The 19704-nt window shown below is 44.6% G+C and carries 15 protein-coding genes and 1 pseudogene; 9 read left to right on the top strand and 7 right to left on the bottom strand.

Annotated features, from left to right (window positions below; all coding sequences use genetic code 11):
* Nucleotides 1-71: 71 nt before the first annotated feature.
* Nucleotides 72-2168, top strand: a complete 2097-nt coding sequence (locus NFR43_RS06745) for an LTA synthase family protein (protein ID WP_251547706.1) — start codon at nt 72-74, stop codon at nt 2166-2168.
* Between the two features lie 55 nt (nt 2169-2223).
* Here NFR43_RS06745 and NFR43_RS06740 read toward each other — a convergent pair whose 3' ends face one another.
* Entirely contained in the window at nt 2224-2766 is a 543-nt protein-coding gene (locus NFR43_RS06740; protein ID WP_251547704.1) for a GNAT family N-acetyltransferase, read from the bottom strand.
* Nucleotides 2767-2866: 100 nt separating this feature from the next.
* Here NFR43_RS06740 and coaA point away from each other — a divergent pair, with 100 nt between their 5' ends.
* Entirely contained in the window at nt 2867-3790 is a 924-nt protein-coding gene (coaA, locus tag NFR43_RS06735) for a type I pantothenate kinase (protein WP_251547703.1), read from the top strand.
* Between the two features lie 41 nt (nt 3791-3831).
* On the opposite strand, the gene NFR43_RS06730 is transcribed toward coaA, so the two are convergent.
* Genes NFR43_RS06730 through NFR43_RS06720 form a run of 3 tightly spaced genes read right to left on the bottom strand, consistent with a single transcriptional unit; the run spans nt 3832 to nt 6337 of the window.
* On the bottom strand, nt 3832-5073 hold the full coding sequence (locus NFR43_RS06730; RefSeq protein WP_251547701.1) for a sensor histidine kinase: 1242 nt from the start codon (nt 5071-5073) through the stop codon (nt 3832-3834).
* An 18-nt stretch (nt 5074-5091) separates the two neighbouring features.
* The gene (locus tag NFR43_RS06725; protein WP_251547699.1) at nt 5092-5760 is read right to left on the bottom strand and encodes a response regulator transcription factor; all 669 of its coding nucleotides are present in this window, start codon (nt 5758-5760) and stop codon (nt 5092-5094) included.
* Between the two features lie 10 nt (nt 5761-5770).
* The gene (locus NFR43_RS06720) at nt 5771-6337 is read right to left on the bottom strand and encodes a GTP pyrophosphokinase (protein WP_407658147.1); all 567 of its coding nucleotides are present in this window, start codon (nt 6335-6337) and stop codon (nt 5771-5773) included.
* Nucleotides 6338-6561: 224 nt separating this feature from the next.
* On the opposite strand from NFR43_RS06720, the gene guaA reads away from it, so the two are divergent.
* Complete coding sequence (guaA, locus tag NFR43_RS06715) at nt 6562-8115, top strand: glutamine-hydrolyzing GMP synthase (RefSeq protein ID WP_251547695.1); 1554 nt, start codon at nt 6562-6564, stop codon at nt 8113-8115.
* A 195-nt stretch (nt 8116-8310) separates the two neighbouring features.
* Nucleotides 8311-9477, top strand: coding sequence for an ATP-binding protein (locus tag NFR43_RS06710; RefSeq protein WP_251547693.1), 1167 nt, complete (start codon nt 8311-8313; stop codon nt 9475-9477).
* 518 nt (nt 9478-9995) lie between these two features.
* Here NFR43_RS06710 and NFR43_RS08585 read toward each other — a convergent pair.
* A complete protein-coding gene (locus NFR43_RS08585) occupies nt 9996-10082 on the bottom strand; it encodes a putative holin-like toxin (RefSeq protein ID WP_407658146.1) in 87 nt (28 codons plus the stop codon).
* 161 nt (nt 10083-10243) lie between these two features.
* A complete protein-coding gene (locus NFR43_RS06705) occupies nt 10244-10579 on the bottom strand; it encodes a helix-turn-helix domain-containing protein (RefSeq protein WP_251547692.1) in 336 nt (111 codons plus the stop codon).
* 212 nt (nt 10580-10791) lie between these two features.
* On the opposite strand from NFR43_RS06705, the gene NFR43_RS06700 reads away from it, so the two are divergent.
* The 5 genes from NFR43_RS06700 (at nt 10792) to NFR43_RS06680 (ending at nt 18828) form a co-directional block, all read left to right on the top strand.
* Nucleotides 10792-11445, top strand: coding sequence for a hypothetical protein (locus NFR43_RS06700; protein WP_251547689.1), 654 nt, complete (start codon nt 10792-10794; stop codon nt 11443-11445).
* 143 nt (nt 11446-11588) lie between these two features.
* The gene (locus NFR43_RS06695; RefSeq protein ID WP_251547687.1) at nt 11589-13874 is read left to right on the top strand and encodes a Rib/alpha-like domain-containing protein; all 2286 of its coding nucleotides are present in this window, start codon (nt 11589-11591) and stop codon (nt 13872-13874) included.
* Nucleotides 13875-14061: 187 nt separating this feature from the next.
* On the top strand, nt 14062-17376 hold the full coding sequence (locus NFR43_RS06690; RefSeq protein WP_251547685.1) for an SEC10/PgrA surface exclusion domain-containing protein: 3315 nt from the start codon (nt 14062-14064) through the stop codon (nt 17374-17376).
* 71 nt (nt 17377-17447) lie between these two features.
* The gene (locus NFR43_RS06685; protein WP_251547683.1) at nt 17448-18029 is read left to right on the top strand and encodes a hypothetical protein; all 582 of its coding nucleotides are present in this window, start codon (nt 17448-17450) and stop codon (nt 18027-18029) included.
* Nucleotides 18030-18120: 91 nt separating this feature from the next.
* Complete coding sequence (locus tag NFR43_RS06680) at nt 18121-18828, top strand: hypothetical protein (protein WP_251547681.1); 708 nt, start codon at nt 18121-18123, stop codon at nt 18826-18828.
* A 435-nt stretch (nt 18829-19263) separates the two neighbouring features.
* Here NFR43_RS06680 and NFR43_RS06675 read toward each other — a convergent pair.
* Nucleotides 19264-19573: pseudogene (locus tag NFR43_RS06675) on the bottom strand (ATP-binding cassette domain-containing protein); the annotation flags it as partial.
* Between the last annotated feature and the right edge of the window lie 131 nt (nt 19574-19704).

Raw genomic sequence — 19704 nt, 5'->3', positions numbered from 1 at the left:
TTAACCTGCCGAAATTAGTGGATTAGGGTATGATGGTAAATGTTGAAAAAGATGACGGAGGAAAAATTTTAATGAATGCAGCGTTGCAAAAAGTAAGACGCGGCCTAAATACCAAATTAGGCTTCTTCATTTTTTCAGTAGTATTATTTGCGATCAAAAGTTACTGGGCCTATAAAACCAAGTTCAACCTTGGGGTCAAGGGTGGCGTCCAAGAGTTCCTGTTGGCTTTCAACACCTTACCAGCGACAATTGTCTTTTTAGGGATTGCCCTTTATTTCCGGGGACGATTGTCCTATTGGTTGATGAGTATCATCAATATTTTGCTGTCGACCTGGTTGTTTGCTAACATCCTCTATTACCGTGAATTCTCCGACTTTATCACCTTTAACGTGATCAAGGGGAGTGGGGCGACGTCCAATAACCTGGGCAAAAGCTTCCTCGGGATCATCCAACCGACCGACTTTTTGGTCTACTTGGATGCCATTCTGGTAATTTTGATTCTGCTGTTCCACGTGATTCGGGTAGATATGCGGTATTTCAAGGTCCGCTATGCCGCGACGATTACGGTGATTGGATTTGCCCTTTTTGGGGTCAACCTGGGGATGGCAGAAACTAACCGGAGTCAATTGCTGACCCGGACGTTTGACAACAACTACCTCGTTAAATACCTGGGGCTTGAAGCCTATACGATTTATGATGGGGTCAAAACTACCCACAACAGTGTCGTAAAGTCCCAAGCGAGTGCCAAGGACCTCTCACCGGTCCAACGTTGGATTAAAAAGAATTACGCGTCACCAAATATTCAGTACTATGGCAAGGCCAAGGGTAAGAACATCATTATTATCCACTTGGAAAGTTTCCAACAATTCCTGATTGACTACAAGGTCAATGGGCAGGAAGTCACGCCAAACCTGAATAAACTGTACCATTCCTCCAACACCTTGTCCTTCGACAACTTCTTCCATCAAGTTGGTCAAGGAAAGACGGCCGACGCGGAAATGATGCTGGAAAACTCCCTCTTTGGGTTGGCAGAAGGTTCGGCCATGGTTACCAACGGGACGACCAACACCTTCCAATCGGCACCGGCCTTGCTACACCAAAAACTTGGTTACACTACGGCTTCCTTCCACGGAGACGTCCCAAGTTTCTGGAACCGGGATAATGCTTACAAGTCCTTTGGGTACGACTATTTCTTTAGTAAGGAATACTATCCAACAACCAAGGACGGCGAAGTTGGTTACGGGATGAAGGATAAGATCTTCCTGAAGGATTCCGTCCATTACCTCGAACAACTGCCACAACCGTTCTACGCGAAGTTAATCACGGTTACTAACCACTATCCATACTTGCTGGATAAGAAGAACAAGACGATTTCTGCATTGAAGACCGGTGACGATACGGTTGACCCGTACGTCCAAACGGCCCACTACCTTGATCAATCCGTTGGTGAATTGCTTAACTACCTGGACAAGTCCGGCCTGCGGAAGAATAGTGTGCTGATTCTGTATGGGGACCACTACGGAATTTCTGATAACCACAAGGCCGCGATTGCCAAGATCCTTGGTAAGAAGTCCGTCAATAATTATGACCTGGCAATGTTCCAAAAGGTGCCATTCATGATTAACATGCAAGGCCTCAAGGGTGGAATTAACCACACTTATGGTGGTGAAATTGACGTCCTACCAACGCTGGAAGACTTGCTCGGGATTAGTTCCAACAAGTACATTCAATTTGGTCAAGACTTATTGTCAAAGCAAAACAAACAAATTGTCCCATTTAGAAATGGTGATTGGGTCACTCCGAAGTACACGAAGTACAATGGTGATTACTACTACACCAAGAGCGGTAAGCAGATTAAATCCATGACCGCCACGCAAAAGAAGCAGATCGCGAAGATCCAAAAGTGGGTGACAACCGACCTGGGGCTTTCCGATAAGGTCATGAATGGTGACCTCTTACGGTTCTACAAGCTGTCTGGCTTTAAGAAGGTCAACAAGAAGAGTTACACTTACAATCTTCAAAAGGCCTTGAAGAAGCTGAAGCAAGCACAGAAGAAAAAGAAGACTTCGGTCAAGACCAAGAATGGTAATAAGACCACGATGAATGATTACTCTACGGATGCACCAGAGCTCAAGAATAGTTCTAGTCAGAAGTTCCCGACGAAGTAATCAATTAGATTAAAGAAAGCTCCCTGATGTCATGTGACATCAGGGAGCTTTCTTGTTATTTGATTTCTAATTTTGACCGGTTGATGAATGGAAAACTGAACCAGCGGTAAATTGGTTTCATCAGTTGCACATCGAAAGTCGGGTCGGTTGAAAGGATCTCGTAAGGCACGCCTTCTTCGACCACCTGGTGGCCGATTTCGTGGAACCCATGCCGGTGGTAAAACTTAAACCGGCGTTGCCGTTGTTCCAGGTTGGGAGCTTGGGGGTCGTCTGGTTCCACCTCAATCACCAGTGGTTCATTCGGGTATTTCTCCTGGAGCCAGTCGATAATTTGACCACCGTAACCATGATCGCGGGCTCCGTCAGCAATTGCAAAGTAAAATAAGAGGTTGGTATTGCTGTGCCGGATCACGTAGGTCATCCCGACGAATTCACTGTCAACGTAGTAAGCCAAAAATTCGACATGCTTCGAGTGCGACTTATGCATGAGTGAGGACCAACTGACTTGTTCTTCGGCTGGGAAGGCTGTATGGTACAGTTGCTTAATTTGATCGTAATCGGTTAGGTGTGTGCTAACCGTTCGGGCGTCTAATTTCACGGTATCCCTCCTTAGTATTATTTTCAGTGTAGCAGAGTCGTTTCCGGGTGTAAACGATGGTAAAATAGAAATATTAATAATGATCCGAGGAAGAATAATGATGGATGAATGGTTAAATTATGACCAGTTTGACCGCGAAATGTGGCACAGCTTTTTTCCAAGCGAGCGTGTCATGCTGACGCAAGAAAACCTGGACGCGATTAAGTCACTGAACGACCAGATTTCCTTACAAGATGTGCAAGAGGTATATTTACCGCTCATTAAGCTGATTCAATTGCAGTACCAAAATTATATTCAAATGCAGTTGCAGCGCCTGACGTTTTTGAAGAAGTCGTCACGACGGATTCCCTACATTATCGGGATTGCGGGATCCGTGGCGGTCGGCAAGAGTACGACTGCCCGCTTGCTGCAAATTCTGTTAAACCGGTTAATGCCGGACCAAAAGGTAGAGTTGATCACCACCGACGGATTTCTTTATTCCAACGCTGAGTTGATCGAACGAGGAATTATGGACCGCAAGGGGTTTCCAGAATCGTACGATATGGAACGGCTCATCACCTTTTTAAGTGATGTGAAGGCCGGGGTAGATGAGGTAAGCGCCCCAACGTATTCCCATAACACTTATGACATTATGCCGGACCAGCCACAAATTATTCGCGAGCCTGACATTTTAATTGTGGAAGGGATTAACGTCTTGCAATTACCCACGGCCCAGCCAATCTACGTGAGTGACTTCTTTGACTGGTCGATTTACGTCGACGCTGCGGCCGACCTCGTCAAACAGTGGTACCTGGAGCGGTTTGGAATGTTGCTAGACACCTCGTTTAAAGATCCAGCCAATTATTACTACCCTTATACCAAGGGCCCCCGGGAGGTGGCCTTTGACAAAGCCCGCGAGGTCTGGGACACGGTCGACCTGCCCAACCTCCGTGACTATATCCTGCCGACCCGCAACCGGGCGGACGTGATTCTCCACAAGACGGCTCACCATAAAATTGACCGCATTTACCTGCGCGCAGATTGACCAAAAACGGCATGGACGCTTTTCGTCCATGCCGTTTTAGATTAACGAAGGGTAATGTGAAAGCCGATCATCCCATTTTTATATTCGGCCTTAATCTTGCCGTGGGACTGTTCCACAATTTGTTGGGCCATCGATAGGCCAATCCCAAAGCCGCTTTGTTTTTTGATCTTGTGGGCGGTATCGCCACGGTAGAAGCGGTCAAAGAATTTGGTATAATCGATATCCTTCCCGGCCGCATAGGAGTTGGCGACCGTCAGGTTGAGGTTCCGTGACCGGCGGTTCTTTTGCAGGGTAAAAATAATTGTCCCATCAGGGTCACAGTATTTGGTGGCATTATCCAAAAGAATGTTGAGTAACTCAGTATAGCGGGATTCGATGCCCCGGAACTTGAGGCCCTTTTGGATATTGACCAGCATTTTTTTATGGTCATGCATGGCGACTCCTTTGAAACTCTCAGCAACCCTTTTGGCAATGCCACTGGCGTCGACGTCGATCACTGCTTCGTCAGAGCGGCGCTCGCTCGACCGGGCGAGGGCAATTAAGTTATTAATCAGCAGGGTCAAGCGTTCCACCTGGGCCTTATTGCTCTTGGTCCACTCAGATTCACCATCGGTTAGCTCCTGCATTTCCGTATTTGCGGCGATGACGGTCAACGGAGTTTTCAATTCGTGACCGGCGTTGGTGATGAATTCCCGTTGCCGGCGTTCATTTTCGATGATCGGCCGAATCGCGCGCTTGGAAAAGAGAACCAGGAGGGTGGTGTAGAGAATACAGGAGACGATCCCGAGGAGGATACTAAAACGCAAAATTTCGCTAGTTTCATTCATCAGGAGTGACTCGTCCAGAAAGACCACCAGCTGGGTCTGACCGGATTTTTTCACCCGGTAGGCGTAGCGGGTGCCATGATAAGTAATTGCCCCACTGGAAGTGCCGCTTTTAATGACCCGTTTAGCAAGTCGCTGAATAGCGGCCGGGCTGACGCTCAAAATGTGCTGGTCATCAATTTGGGTACTTTTGGTTTGTTGGTTGATTTTGGCGCTAAAGTACCGGTATTGAAACATCCCTTCCTTAGAAAAGTGGGAAGCGAGAATTGGTTGCTGCCGCTGTGGTGGTCGTCCTTGCATTTGGCCGTCATTTTGGACCAGGTAACTTAAGACAGAGTTGACTTCGTTGCTGGACCGCCAGTAAGCAATGGCTGAAATGCTACCAATGATGGTCACTAACACCACAATCAGGGCGAGGGTGGACACTAAAATAAATCGTTTTTGAAAATGGCGAATCATTGGTAATCCCTCCTTGAATTATGCAGTAATGGTAAATGGGCCGTCCTTTTCTCCAGAAATCGTGACTGTCGAACCAACGGACGATAATTTGCGCCGCAGGTAAGAGATGGTGAACCAGACGTCTTCAGCGTCGGCCGATTCGTCGTCATCGTCCCAGGTGTGGTTCAACAAGTCGTCACTAGAAAGCTGTTTATTGGCATTTAAAATCAAGTATTGGAGAAGCCGCGATTCCTTACTCGTCAGACTAATGGAATTGTTACTTTCCAGGGTTTGTTCGTTGGTATCAACGGTGAGGTCACCAAATGACAGAACATCGTCGTCGAGTTCCTCGTTTCGCCGCTCCAGCGACCGGAGCCGGGCCAGGAGTTCCTTGAGTGAGAAGGGTTTGGTCATGTAATCGTCGGCCCCGGCGTCCAGGCCCGTGACCTTGTCGTCAACTTCGGTCATCGCCGTGAGCATCATCACGTAGGTGCGGTCACCGGTCGCTCGGATTTCGCGAAGGGCTTCCAGCCCCGTCTTTTTCGGCATCATGATGTCAAAAATCATCACATCATAGGCGTTTTTCTTCGCGAGGTCGACTGCTTGTTGACCGTCAGCCGCGGCATCAACGGTGTAGCCGCTCTTCTCCATTGCTAATTTCAGTACCCGTGATAATTGGGCTTCATCTTCTGCTAATAAGATGTGCATAGTAATCTCCTTAGTCGCCGTTGATCAGCTGGCGGATGGTTTGCATTTGGACATCACACGAGGCCAACTGATCGGCACAGCGTTTTAATTCTTTCCCGATCCGTTCTGGATTATTAATGTGGTGCTTGTACTTCATTTCGTGTTCCAAGCTAGCCCAGGAATCCATCGCGATCGTCCGGAGCTGGATTTCGGCGTAGTAATGACCGGGGACGGCCCCGTCGACGTCTTGGTAGGGGGTCGTCACATCTAAAATGAGGTGGTAACTCCGGTAGCCATTGGGCTTGGCGTTGGTAATGTAGTCTTTTTCTTTGACAATTGTGCACCAGTCAACGTGGCGGAGCAGGGTCAGGCAGCGGTCAATGTCATCAATGAAATTGCAGACGATTCGCAAACCAATCGCGTCTTTGCATTGGCGAAGGGCGGCCTGAGTAGTGACGGGGTAACCCTTACGCTGGCATTTTTCCACCATACTGTCCGGATCCTTGACCCGGCTGATGAGGTGTTCGTAAAGCTTGGGATGATGGTGAGTGACTTCATCTTGGTTTAAATTCTGAATTTTTTGGAGCAGGTCATCCATGACCCGGTGTAATGAATTTTCGTAATCACCATAAATATTCATATGATCATTCCTTTTTGGTTTGGCATTATTATAGCAGGGATCGCGTTTTGAGGTGGGCGCGTGGCGGGATTTTAGAAAAAATTCGCAAATGCACAACCGTTCGTCCTTGCTGTATTGACCTCGTTTGGTAAACACCGTACAATGGTCCTAAGTTTTGAATTCATTATAAAGGAGTGGGAATAGTGGCGAACGTCGATTTAGATGCGTTTGATAAGATCTTGGTACTGGATTTTGGTAGTCAATACAATCAATTGATTACCCGGCGGATCCGGGACTTTGGCATTTACTCTGAGTTAATGTCACACAAGGTCAGCGCTGAAGAAATCAAAAAATTACACCCCAAGGGGATTATCTTCTCTGGTGGGCCAAATTCTGTCTACGCCAAGGATGCCTTTTCAGTTGACCCGGAGATTTACAAGTTGGGGATCCCAATTTTAGGAATCTGTTACGGGATGCAACTGATGGCCTATGACTTGGGTGGTAAGGTCGAATCAGCTGATGATTCCGAATACGGCCGTGCCGACATTGAAGTCACGGACGACAATGCCAAGCTCTTTGCTGATTTACCAAAGAAGCAGTACGTGTGGATGAGCCACGGTGACCGGGTCACCAAGGTGCCAGATGGCTTTACCGTGACTGCCACCAGTAAGAATTGCCCGATTGCGGCCATGGCGGATGATGAACGGCAACTGTATGGTTTACAGTTCCACACGGAAGTCCGGAATACCGAATACGGACTCGATATCTTAAAGAACTTTGCCTTTGGGGTATGTGGTGCGAAGGCCAACTGGTCGATGGATGATTTTATCGACATGCAAGTGGACAAGATCCGCGAAGAAGTTGGTGACAAGAAAGTCATTCTCGGTTTATCCGGTGGGGTCGACTCTAGCGTCACTGCCGTGCTGATCCACAAGGCCATTGGTGACCAGCTGACTTGTATTTTTGTCGACCACGGTCTGTTACGGAAGAACGAAGCGGACCAAGTCATGAATGCTTTGAACCGTGACCTCGGGGTCAACATCATCAAGGTCGACGCTAGTGACCGATTCTTAGGAAAGCTCAAGGGCGTCACTGATCCTGAAAAGAAGCGGAAGATCATCGGGAAGGAATTCGTGGAAGTCTTTAACGAAGAAGCCAAGAAGATGGACGATGCCGAATTCCTTGCTCAGGGGACTCTCTACACCGACGTGATTGAATCTGGGACGGATACTGCCCAAACGATCAAGTCCCACCACAACGTTGGGGGCTTACCGAAGAAGCTTGGGTTCAAGTTAATCGAACCACTCCGTAGCCTCTTTAAGGATGAAACCCGTGAACTTGGTGAAAAACTGGGGATCCCACACGAGTTAGTTTGGCGCCAACCATTCCCTGGCCCTGGTTTGGGGATCCGGGTGATTGGTGAAATTACTCCAGAAAAGCTCGAAATTGTCCGGGAAAGTGATGCAATCCTCCGGGAAGAAATCGCCAAAGCTGGCTTGGACGAAAAGATTTGGCAATACTTTACCGTCTTGCCAGGAATTCGTTCCGTCGGGGTCATGGGAGATGGCCGGACCTACGACTACGCTGTTGCTATTCGTGCCGTTACGTCCATTGACGGAATGACGGCCGACTTTGCGAAGATTCCGTGGGACGTCCTGCAAAAGATCTCGGTCCGGATCGTTAACGAAGTCGATCACGTTAACCGGATCCTTTACGATGTCACGAGTAAGCCGCCTTCGACGATTGAGTACGAATAATTTTTAACTATAACTTGAAGAGGGAAACCTAATTTGACGGCATTTGTAGTAAGGGTGAATTCTTAGAAAAAGCGGGTTTGAGACAAGTTGTCTACCGTTTTTCTACCGAAATGTGACGATGAGATCAAGTAGTAATAAAGGGATTAGCTGTTTTATGAGGCTAGTCCCTTTAATTATTTTCTACCCAAAAACGAGATGGAAAATAAACGTCACATTTGGGAAGAGAAGTTAAATCGTTGGTATACCGATGCCTTTTATCCGACCCCTTTTAGTTTAATTGACATTAGACCTAATGATGAAGTATTTACGATTAAAGTTAAACCCGGTCGACATAAGCCCTATGCAATAGAAAGTGAAGGCTTCTCGCCCAAAGGGGTTTATATTCGGTATGGTAGTTCAGCAGTACGGGCAACTAATGAACAGATTAAGCGAATGCTACAGCAAAATAGTGAAAGTAATGAATTTGATGCTGAAATGTCGGCAGAACAAAATTTAACATTTGATACGTTAAAAAAGCGTGCCGTAACAAAGAATCTCGACTTTAGTGCTAAGGCTCTTCACATGCTGAAGTCTTCTGATATTTACAATAATGCAGCACTTTTAGTTAGTGACCAGAATACTACCGTTACCAAAGTAGCGATTTATCAAGGCACTAATGTAATGGAATTTAAAGATAAACGTGAAATTACGGGAGGCTTAACGGGTCAAATTGATGAACTGCTTTACTATATTGGTCTAAATAACCATACCAATATAAAAATTGATGGTAATCCGCAAAGGCACGAAGTGAAGGATTATCCCGATGCAGCGATTCGAGAGGCTGTTGTGGTAAATGCGTTTGCCCATCGAGACTACTTATTACATTCAACAATTAAAGTTGAAATCTTTGATGATCGAATGGAAATTCTTTCTCCTGGAGGAATTCCAGATGGGTTAACATTAGATGAAATTAAAGATGGTATGACGGCAGTTCGTAATCCACAATTAGTGCATATTTTGGATAAATTAAAATATATTGAAAATTACGGGACGGGGATTCGCCGGATGGTTGATGCATACCAGGAATCGGATCAAGAACCACAGTTTGAGGTTCGGCCAAATTCCTTTAAGGTGACGTTGCCTAATGTTAATTATGCTGGACATATCGAATCCTCAGCTACACAACATACTAATAAAGACCTTTCAACGAAGGCACAATTATTACTAATTTTGGATCAGGAAGGACCTCAATCGAGACAGAAGCTGCAAAATGAACTGGATTTATCGATGTACTACATTAAAAAGTATCTTAAAGAACTTTCAGATGAAGGTAAACTTACTAAAATTGGCAGCTCTGTTAATACTAAATATAAAAAGCTGTAGAAAATCTACAGCAATCTACAGCAATTTTTAGTGGATCAGGGAAGCATTATTCAGGATGGAAAGTCTGTTAATACCAGATATCAAATAAAAAGCTCGAGAAAAGCGTGAGAAAGCTCTTTGTAAATAAAAACATTCCTGTAGAAATGATGATTGGATCTTAAATGTAATGTTTACATTTTTAGTCTAGCCATCTTTTTTACATCGATATTAATGCCACTTATCGTTGAAGAAAGGCACTTATTTGATGGTGCTATTTATACAACCGCTTAATTAGACGTTTTGTATTATAATTTTAACTATTAATAGAATTATGCCGGTGTGCAAAATGACTTCAGTTGATTATTTGAGTCGAACCGGTTGGGGCGCTTAATAGGCGCTCTTTTTTTATATGAAACCTTATGGTATAATTTATGTATACAAAAAACAGGCCCGTTAAAAAGACGGTGGCCTTGTTACTAGAGACTAATGAAAGTCGTCCGTAAACCTGCCAAAGTTAACGAGGACGGCTTTTATTAGTTTTAGCAAAAGCTGAAAACAAAAGTTAGCAATGCCAGTACGAAAGTACCGAACGCCAACATTAGCATGAGGACTTGGTAGTCGCTCACGGGCTGTGAATCCTTTCGTGAGAGTAAAGTTCATGTGAACCACCTCCGTAGAGAATGACAGCCACCGTCCTTAAAACTTGCCTGCTGAAACATTATAGCATATATAAATTAACGGTAAGTAGTTGTCTAAATGACGATTACTTACCGTTTTTATTTTGTAGTTATTTGATGGCTTTAACTATTGATCCAGCGATAGCTTCACGATGATGGTTGTCAAACTTAGATAATAGGAAGTTTAACTCAGTAATATTGGGTGTGGGTTCCTGATTTGAATCAATCCTCTCAATAGATCCGCTGACTAACTGGTCAATACTGATTTGTAGAGCTTGAGCAATGTTTATAAGGTTGATTGCACTAAAATTTTGAGCAGCACCACGTTCAATTTTAGATAGATAATTTACGGTGATTTCACTTTGTTCAGCTAGTTGCTCTTGCGTCATTTTCCTTTTGCGCCGCACTTTTGCAATAGTCTCCCCAATGTTAGTAACATCTGTCATTTTTACGATTAATCCTTTTTAAATCAATCGTAATTTTCATGGTCTATCGTTTTAAGTTCCAATAGACATAAAAATATACTAATCCAATTAGAACATTCGCTGAATTAAATTGCATTTTGTTGAAAAAATAAGCGCTTTGCCGAAATTCGTTTAAAATACGGGGTGCATATCAGATGCGAATTTTACTTACTGGGAGGATTAATAACATAATCATGCAATCAAAGAATTTCAAGAAGAACGTTACTTTAACTGCTGCGGCTACCTTGGCTGTTGCCGCCGGTGCTGCCACTACGGTCCATGCCGACACAACCACTGACCAAACCCCGTCAAATACTAACAGCCAAACGGTACAAACTAACACGGAAACTGCCCAAGAAAAGGCCCAAGACGCAGTCATCAAAGCCGGACAACAATTATCCGATGCAAAAACTAACCTTGATACCGCCCAATCTGCAGCAGACCGTGCCAATACCGCCCAAAGTCAGGCTCAAGCAACGGTTGATCAAGATCAAACTACCTTAGACCAAGTCAGTCAACAGGCCCAAACGGCACAAACTGCTGTTAATGACGCCCAAAAGGCTGTTACAACTGCTCAGTCAAATGCCAATGCGGCAACCCCCGATGCCATTACTACGGCTCAAAATGATAAGACCAAGGCTGATCAACAAGTTACAACTGCACAAAACAATGTTAATGCTAAATCACAAGCAGTTACTAATGCTCAATCGGCCCTAGATACCGCTAAACAAACCGCAGCCACGGCCCAATCGCAGGTCGATACTGACACAGCTACAGTCAATAACGCATCCCAAGCCATGGACACTACTAGTGCTAAGCAAGCTCAAGATCAAGCCAAACGGCCTTAGACCAAGCTAAAACTAATCAAAGTAATGCTAATGATAACGTTACTAAGGAAACGCAAGCTGTAGCTGACGCTCAAGCTGCTGTTGACCAAGCCTCTGCTTCTCAACAACAAGCACAAGCCGATGCTGACGCTAAACAAGCCGCTTTGAATCAAGCTAAAACTGCACTTGATAACGCCAATACAGACGTTACAGCTAAACAAACTGCCGTTAACAACGCTCAAGCAGCATTAAATCAAGCTAGCCAACCAACTAAAGGCAGTATTACTGATCCGGCTAGTTGGGGTTTAACGATTACGGCAACGGATGCCGCTAAGAACGCTGCTGCTCAATGGCGTAATGGTGATCACAGTGCTAGCTTAAAATCAACAATGGAAAAAGGCTTAACCATTACGTACACACCAACCGGTTCTGATAACTCAACGACGTTAACGACCTCCGATGTAATGTACGCAATTCATAATGTCCTCGACTCATTACATACCAATTCACAACTAAATATCGAAGTTCATGAATTCGTGGCAGCCTTAGTGAATGGAATTCATCAAGCGCTTGGCATGACCAATGAAGTCATTCCAAATCAAGCGGTGATGAACGATGCTTACACTTACGCTCAAAACCCTAAGACTAAGACAACTAGCTGGGGCGGTACCATTCCAGACATTAGTGATTTATCAGAAAAGACCACCCCAACTACAGCTGAAACTACCGTCACGTTTGGCTATGGTAATGAAAACGGTGATTACTTTAGCACCAATGGCTTTAGCTTCAGCGGTACCGCTGGTCACAAACTTAACCTTGGTAATTTCAAGACGCTCTTTGCTAACATTCTTCTCGAACACGCTAGTGGAACCAGCACTGCTACAACTTGGAACAGTCAAAACATCGACTTATTGACTGATTCTGATTTTATTCTTGGCACAACTACCGCTGCTAAGACCTACTTTGGTTTTGCCTTTGCTAATTCCAATGGCGAACAAGGTGGTCGTTTCTATTTGTTAACTAACAATAACACTAACGACGCTACCATTAACAACTCAACTTCTTACGGTTTATCGAATCAATCAACTGACACGACTGCGTTGCAACAAGCATTAACCAATGCTAAGTCAGCCTTAGAAACAGCTCAAACCGCCCAAACTACTGCACAAAGCAATTACAATTCAGCTAAGAACGTAGCTGACGCGGCTAACGAAATACTAGCTACAGCTAATCAAAAATTAGCTAATGCTAAACAATCATTAACGGATGCACAAAACGCGTTAGCAAATGCTAAATCATCGCAAACCCAAGCTAACACCGCGGTTACTGAAGCACAAAACGCTTATGATCAAGCTCACCAAGCTTACCTTGACGCTCAACAAGATGTTGCAACTAAGCAACAAAAGCTTCAAGACGCCAAAAATCAATTAGCCAAAGACCAACAAGCTCTTGAAGCAGCCCAAGCTGATGTTACTACTAAACAAACCGCGCTTGATCAAGCACAAACCGCTTTAAAGAGCGCTAACGATGACTTAACATCAGCCAAGCAAGCTGCTAGTGATGCGGCTGAAAAACTTAACAACTTGGAAAACGCGCAGGAATTGTTAAAGAAGGCACAAGATAACTTAACCGCCGCTCAAGATCAACTTAAAACTGCTCAAGAATTAGTTCAAACCGCACAAAACAAATTAGATGCTGACACGCCATCACTTGAACAGGCTAAGAATGATGCAAAAACAGCTAATGATAACCTAGCAACTGCCCAAACTAACTATAACAAAGCTAAGGCCGCTTATGATCAAGCAGTTAGTGAACTCATTACTGACGCTGAACAATACGGTGACGTTGTTAAGACTCATGATCTCACCATGACGGCCGGTACCGCGGTACCATCACCAGTTCTTGATAACCCAATGACGGCTCATCGTGAAAACAATGAAGTTACGGCAATGTTCATGAACCTAGCGGCCATTTCTGGTGACACGATTCCAGAAGGCACCACCATTACTTGGTCCAATCCAGCACAAGTCAACCATGATAGTCAAACTGCTGGCGATTACCAAGAAAATGTTTTAATTACCTTCCCTGACGGCTCAACGGTCACCAAGACAATTACCTTACACGTTAAAGCTAATCCAGCATTGCACCAATCTAGCAATTCAAATAACGGCTTACACATCAACGCGCAAGGGCAAGTAGTTAATGCACAAGGCCAAATCGTTCCAGGCTATACCGTAATTAATGGTCAAATCGTTAAAACCAACAGCACCACGCCATCAACTACTGCTAACACCACCACTGCACCAATTACCAGTCGCAAGCAACTAAATAATGGTCAATTACCACAAACTGGTAATCACTCCATTACCGGTGCCATTGCGCTCGGTGTTTCTGGCATGTTATCTGCCATTGGTTTAACTGCGGTTAACAAGAAGAAATCGCGTAACTAATGAATGATCATTTCTTGATTAATGTAACCGCGTCGCTGAATGGTCAACTTCCATCGGTTCGATCCCGAGACGTGCCTGTACAGTTCTTTTGAACTGATTTCTAAACCAGTCGAGCACGCTCGGCTTTTCGTTTTGGTGTTATCAAATTTATTTTACAATGCACTAATTTTTATAAAGGAGTATTACAATGCAATCAAAGAATTTAAAGAAGAACGTTACCTTAACTGCTGCGGCTACCTTAGCGGTAGCGGCCGGTGCTGCAACGACGGTTCATGTCGATGCCGCCACAACTGACACCGCGGCCCCAACGGACACGCAACAAACTAACGCAACGCAATCAAGCTTAAAGCAGGCTCAAGACCAGAGTCGGCAAGACTATGCGGACGCTAAGCAGGCCAACACGGACGCTCAATCCAACTTAGCTGACGCAACCGCGGCGAACACCCAGGCACAAGGTGATTTAGCCAATGCGAGTCAAGCCGCTTCCGATGCTCAACAAGCCGTTAGCGATGCTACACAGCAAGCTAGCGACGCCCAAACGGCTCTTGATGCGGCACAAAAGGCCGCTGACCAAGTGGCTGCTGACCCGAACGCTGAACAAAACGCCCAATCCGCGGTCGATGACGCCACCAAGAACAATGACAGTGCCCAAGCCGACCTCACGTCAGCTTCCGCTGCGCAATCACAGGCCGCCACTGAGGCAGACCAGGCCGATACGCAGGCCAAGACCGCCCAAGACAGTTTAGATCAGGCCGAGGTGGCCCAATCGACGGCCCAAGATCGCCTCGACACGGCCCAAAGTGATGTCAAGAATGCTCAAGACCACGAACAAGCCTTGTCCGACGCGCAAAAGGCCGTCGACGATGCCACCACGACCAAGTCCGCAGCTGACCAAACGGTTAGTGACGCCCAATCCGACGTCGACGCGAAGACTTCGGCTAACACCACGGCCCAAGACAGCTTGAAGAGTGCTCAAGACGCCCTCGACCAATTACAAAACGGTCAAACCATCGTCAACACCATCACGGCCACTGACGAATGGATCAAGGATGCGGCCGCAATGTTGAAGGACCAATCCAAGTATATTAACGGATCTACAATTAATAAAGATAACAATTCAACAGAGTTTAACAGATTCCAGCAAGAAGGATTTAACAGTGAAAAGCTGAACACCTATAAAGATGATCCTGCTGCCGAAGCTATCCCTGTTACCTTGACTAGTGATGGACACCTATCTGTAGAAGACGCTACTTACGCTTCTCAATATGCGGCCGCTCTAATTAACCACATTCGTAAGCAAGTTGGAGCACCGCAAACTATTGTTACCACTGGAGCAGTTCAGATGGCAACGGATAATGTAATTGAAGATTACAAAGATAAGTGGAATAACTGGGACAAAGGCCACAATAATAATGCCTTAGATGTTGTTAGTAAAAAATGGTTAGGTACAAGTGACCAATTTTCAGAGGCTTGGGCTGGTGACATGAGTTTCGCTAAAGAAACCTTCATAGGAAGTCCAGATATGACTAATGATGTTTGGCAAGCTAGCTTTGATGGTTTAACCCGTAATGACCTTCAGCATGGTATTTATGACTCCATTGTTGCTTTATTATTTGAAGATTCAGCTTCCGCATATGGACACACTTTATCTATTTTAGGTAGTGGTTTAAATGGTGGTTCTTTATCAAAAGAAGGCGCGCAAGCTGACCAACTTGGTGTGCAATATGACTACGATACCACAGACTATACAACTAGTGGATTTTATGGTCAAAAGAATCTTCATGGTGGTGGATTCCACTTTAACATGGCTCCGCTTACTACTATTGCTGGTGCTGGTGCTGATGCATTGGTTAACCAACCGCAATACCAAACTCCGCTTGGATTAACTGATTCGCAAGACACTACCGAAGTTGAAAGCGCTAAGACAGCATATCAAAAAGCCATTCAAGATATCACAGAATATTGTGCAACACACAAGTACGGTTTGAGTGCTATCGATGAAAATATGTACAATAAAGAGAAACAAGCAATCGCAGATGGGACGGCCGGTGACTGGGCAGATACCTATCAAAGAGATATTGATACTTATGATCAAGTTCAAGCCCTCAAGACGGCTGCTAATGATGCAAGTAACCAGCTTGCCGATGTATACGCGGCCTCATCTTCTTCTGACTTAGTTTCGAAGATCAACACGGCCAAGCAAGCCGTTGCCACGGCCCAATCTAAGGCCGATGACGCATCAACTGCTTTGCAGACTGCGCAAACGAAGCTGGCCGATGCGAAAACGGCCCAAAGTCAGGCCGCTGATACCTTAACGAAGGCTCAAGACAACCTCGCTTCATTACAGAAGGACACCATGGATCTGGCAACCGCTCAAGCTAACTTGAAGACGGCCCAAGCCAACAAGGACCAAGCTGATCAGTTGGTTGCTTCAGCTACGCAAGCATTATCCGATGCACAAACTGCAAAGGACAAGGCCGACGCAGCTCTGCAAACCGCTAACGACAACTTGAAGACCGCTCAAGACAAGGCGGACGCCACGGCCAAGACCTTGAAGGACGCCCAAGCTGAACTTGACGCCATCAAGAACGCCAAGGCAGACGCTGACAAGGCCCTCACCGACGCGCAAGACAAGGCCAACGCTGCCAACGAAGCGCTCCAAGCTGCTCAATCCAAGGCGGACACCACGGCGAGTGACTTGAAGAAGGCCCAAGATGCCGCTGACCAAGCACAAAAGGCCCTTGCTGACGCCCAAACTAAGGCTGACGCTGCGCAAGCTGCCTTCGACAAGGCCAAGGCTAACTTAATCTCTGACGACAAGGTTTACGGTGACTCGGTTGCCATCAACCCAATCACTGATGTGCACGTTGGTGATGCTTTGCCAACACCAACCTTGGCTAACCCAACTAAGGCGGACCCAACCCAATCCTTAGTACTGGCTTCCTTCTTAGAAGTGGCCAGCTCTAGTCTCGACCCGGTACCAACTGGTACCACGGTCGCTTGGGCTAACGCCGAGGCGGTTAAGAACGACATGACGACCCCAGGCGCTTACGACGAAGACGTCTTAGTAACCTTCCCTGACGGTTCATCGGTCACCAAGCCGGTCCACTTCAACGTCTTAGCTGCCGTGACGCCAGTTCAACCAGATCCAAGTGGCGATACCGGCCACACCGGCACGGAACCTGGCAAGGACAACAGCAAGACGGATAGTCACACCGGCCAAACCGAAGACCGTGGTGAAAATGCTGTTAAGACCAACGGTACTGACGGTAACGTAGTTGTTGCTAAAAACGACACAAACAACGGCACGAAGTTCGTTGCTGCCAACGCTGTGGCATTATCACAAAGTAATGCCATTACTAGTCGTACTCAATTCGATAACGGTAAGTTGCCACAAACTGGAAATAACGTTAATAAAGTTATGAGTGTACTTGGCTTAGGTATGGCTTCTGTTGTAGCCATGTTTGGATTTGTTGGTATTAACAAAAAGCGTCATAACTAAAAAATGATGCTGAGATATAAATTGAAAGTGGCCAATCAATAACTGGCCACTTTTATAGTGGGGAATAAAAAATGAAAGAAAAATTTATGAATGACAAACGGTATAAATGGGGCACCGTGATAGTACTAATTATTTTGGTATTATTAGCTCCGCACATGTATAGAAGTATTCAAAATCAGCGTGCAAAATCAGAATTGAATAAGATTTACACCAATAACGGTGCCGCTTTACGTAATTTAAGTAGTAAGTACACAGTCAAAGTTAATTCCAAAGATAAGCTTATTAAGCTATATCCACATCAAGAGTTAATGGACCAAATTAAGGCTAATATGTATTCATACTATAACAACCATGTGTCGACTATTAACCGTTGGTTGACTATGGATGATGAAGACCAAACTGGTGCAATGGGCATGATGGATATTACCGAAACTAGTGTGGAACCCATGTGTTACAACGTTTATAAATCTAAAAGTTATCTGAAAAATTGGACCGTAAATGTTTACCAGGGTGATAAAAAAATCATTTATTCGTACAAAAACGGGCAATTTACGAAAAAGCCAGAGGACAAATTAGATAATAAAATAATGGAAGACCAAAAGACGCATGACCAAAATGCAACGAATATTGTAGAGGATTTGCTAGAAAACTGATCTATTGAATAAAACAATGCTCGAAGTGTTTGCCTTTGAGGGGTACTACAAGTAATAAACATTGAAAAACATTATTGGGAGTAGTTTATATATGAAAAAAGTAACCAGATTGATATTGTCTTTATGTTTAGTTGGCTTTGTATTTTTAGTAGCTGGTTGTTCAAACAATACGCATAGTAAAAAATCGACCAGCCATAACCAAGTTCTTAGTGGTGTATATCGTACACCTAGTACTGATGATGACGGAAACGAACAACCAGATTATTGGTACTTTAAGAAAGATGGCACCCTAATGTACTGCACTCCTGAAACAGGTAATGATGATAACGGTTATTATGGGGGTGCTATGCGAGGCACTTGGAAGTCCTTAGGAAATAATCGTTTTCAAATTAAGATGCATAGTATCTATGACAATGATTACTTTGTATTGAAGGGAAAATTAGTTGGAAATAAATTCAAAACTTTTGCTTCAGCAAAAAATGCGAAGTATAGCTGGACTGCCGATACTTCTACTAAAATTGATATGACTTATGAAGATTTTATGAGTATGTTCAATAAAGCAAAAAAATCACAGGAACAAAAAGTGCAAGAAAATGGTTATGATAAACCTGATAACGATAGTTCCACGAATTCAACAAGTACCAATGAAAGTAGCCAAAGCAGTTCTTCAAGTAGTAGTAATATGTCATTTGAAGAACGAACGCAATTGCCAGAAAATGATCCCAATTATCTTCCCAAATCTCATGATAACTTTGAAGGCTATACGGACGGTCCCAATGGTTTGGTAAAAACTAATTAAGCGCGTAAAACAAAACCCGGTACATTTTTTTGTATCGGGTTTTATTGTTTCTGTAGTATTATTTCAACATTTCATTAACTACTTCTTCTACTGAGTCGGGTAGTAGATAGCATCTAATTAGTACATCAGCATGTTCAGCACCAGCTTTTAAAAGTTCAAAATTTGGATCAAGCTTTTCACAAGCTTCACGCAGTAAATCAAAATTTCCAACGAGGTGTTGTTCGGCCACGACTGCATTGAAAAGTATAAGACCCCGAACCATTACCAGTCACTTAATCACTAGCAAACACTGTGTCAGTAAGCTTATCAATTAATGTTGCTTTGTCGTTATTATAAAAAAGTAGTAGTTGGTGAATTAAATCAAGACGATCATCATGATATTGGGTCTTAGTAAGTAGTCGCCTTCTTCAGCTAGCCAATTTTACACGTCATTTTTAATATGTGATTGGTGTTCAAGAGGGCGATCGCCAGTGACAGTCGCCGCTTCATTCCTCTAGAATATTCACCAACTCGTTTAGATAATGTATTCGTCAGGTCAACGACCTGGGCCACTTTCGCAATTTCTGCTTGTAATTGTTGCTTAGCCATTCCTTTCATCTCGCCGAAGAAGGTGGGGTTTTCTTCGGCAGTGAGGCTCTCATACAGGGCGTCGGATTGCGCCATATAGCCAATCTGCCCCCCAAAAAAATTCGCGATTGGGCATTTGGTGGTCGAGGCTTAATGCGTTGCCACCACTTCCTTTTTGAAATATAGTGAGTAATTACTCACCTCAACGTAAAATTTAAAAATTCCCCTCGCTAGACCTAAAAATCTAACTAAGGGGTTCTTTATTGCGCTAATGATCATAAAAAATCATCAAAATCTTCACAAAGTACT

This window comes from Limosilactobacillus caecicola (assembly GCF_943192935.1).
GTDB classification, from domain to species: domain Bacteria; phylum Bacillota; class Bacilli; order Lactobacillales; family Lactobacillaceae; genus Limosilactobacillus; species Limosilactobacillus caecicola.
The sequence above is the reverse complement of the archived record's forward strand: the minus strand, read 5'-3'. Positions and strand labels throughout refer to the sequence as shown.

Coding starts and splice junctions, on each gene's coding strand:
- NFR43_RS06745 (WP_251547706.1), top strand. CDS start 72: ATGAATGCAGCGTTGCAAAAAGTAAGACGCGGCCTAAATACCAAATTA.
- coaA (WP_251547703.1), top strand. CDS start 2,867: ATGGATGAATGGTTAAATTATGACCAGTTTGACCGCGAAATGTGGCAC.
- NFR43_RS06730 (WP_251547701.1), bottom strand. CDS start 5,073: ATGATTCGCCATTTTCAAAAACGATTTATTTTAGTGTCCACCCTCGCC.
- NFR43_RS06725 (WP_251547699.1), bottom strand. CDS start 5,760: ATGCACATCTTATTAGCAGAAGATGAAGCCCAATTATCACGGGTACTG.
- NFR43_RS06720 (WP_407658147.1), bottom strand. CDS start 6,337: ATGGATGACCTGCTCCAAAAAATTCAGAATTTAAACCAAGATGAAGTC.
- NFR43_RS06710 (WP_251547693.1), top strand. CDS start 8,311: ATGGAAAATAAACGTCACATTTGGGAAGAGAAGTTAAATCGTTGGTAT.
- NFR43_RS06705 (WP_251547692.1), bottom strand. CDS start 10,579: ATGACAGATGTTACTAACATTGGGGAGACTATTGCAAAAGTGCGGCGC.
- NFR43_RS06700 (WP_251547689.1), top strand. CDS start 10,792: ATGCAATCAAAGAATTTCAAGAAGAACGTTACTTTAACTGCTGCGGCT.
- NFR43_RS06690 (WP_251547685.1), top strand. CDS start 14,062: ATGCAATCAAAGAATTTAAAGAAGAACGTTACCTTAACTGCTGCGGCT.
- NFR43_RS06685 (WP_251547683.1), top strand. CDS start 17,448: ATGAAAGAAAAATTTATGAATGACAAACGGTATAAATGGGGCACCGTG.
- NFR43_RS06680 (WP_251547681.1), top strand. CDS start 18,121: ATGAAAAAAGTAACCAGATTGATATTGTCTTTATGTTTAGTTGGCTTT.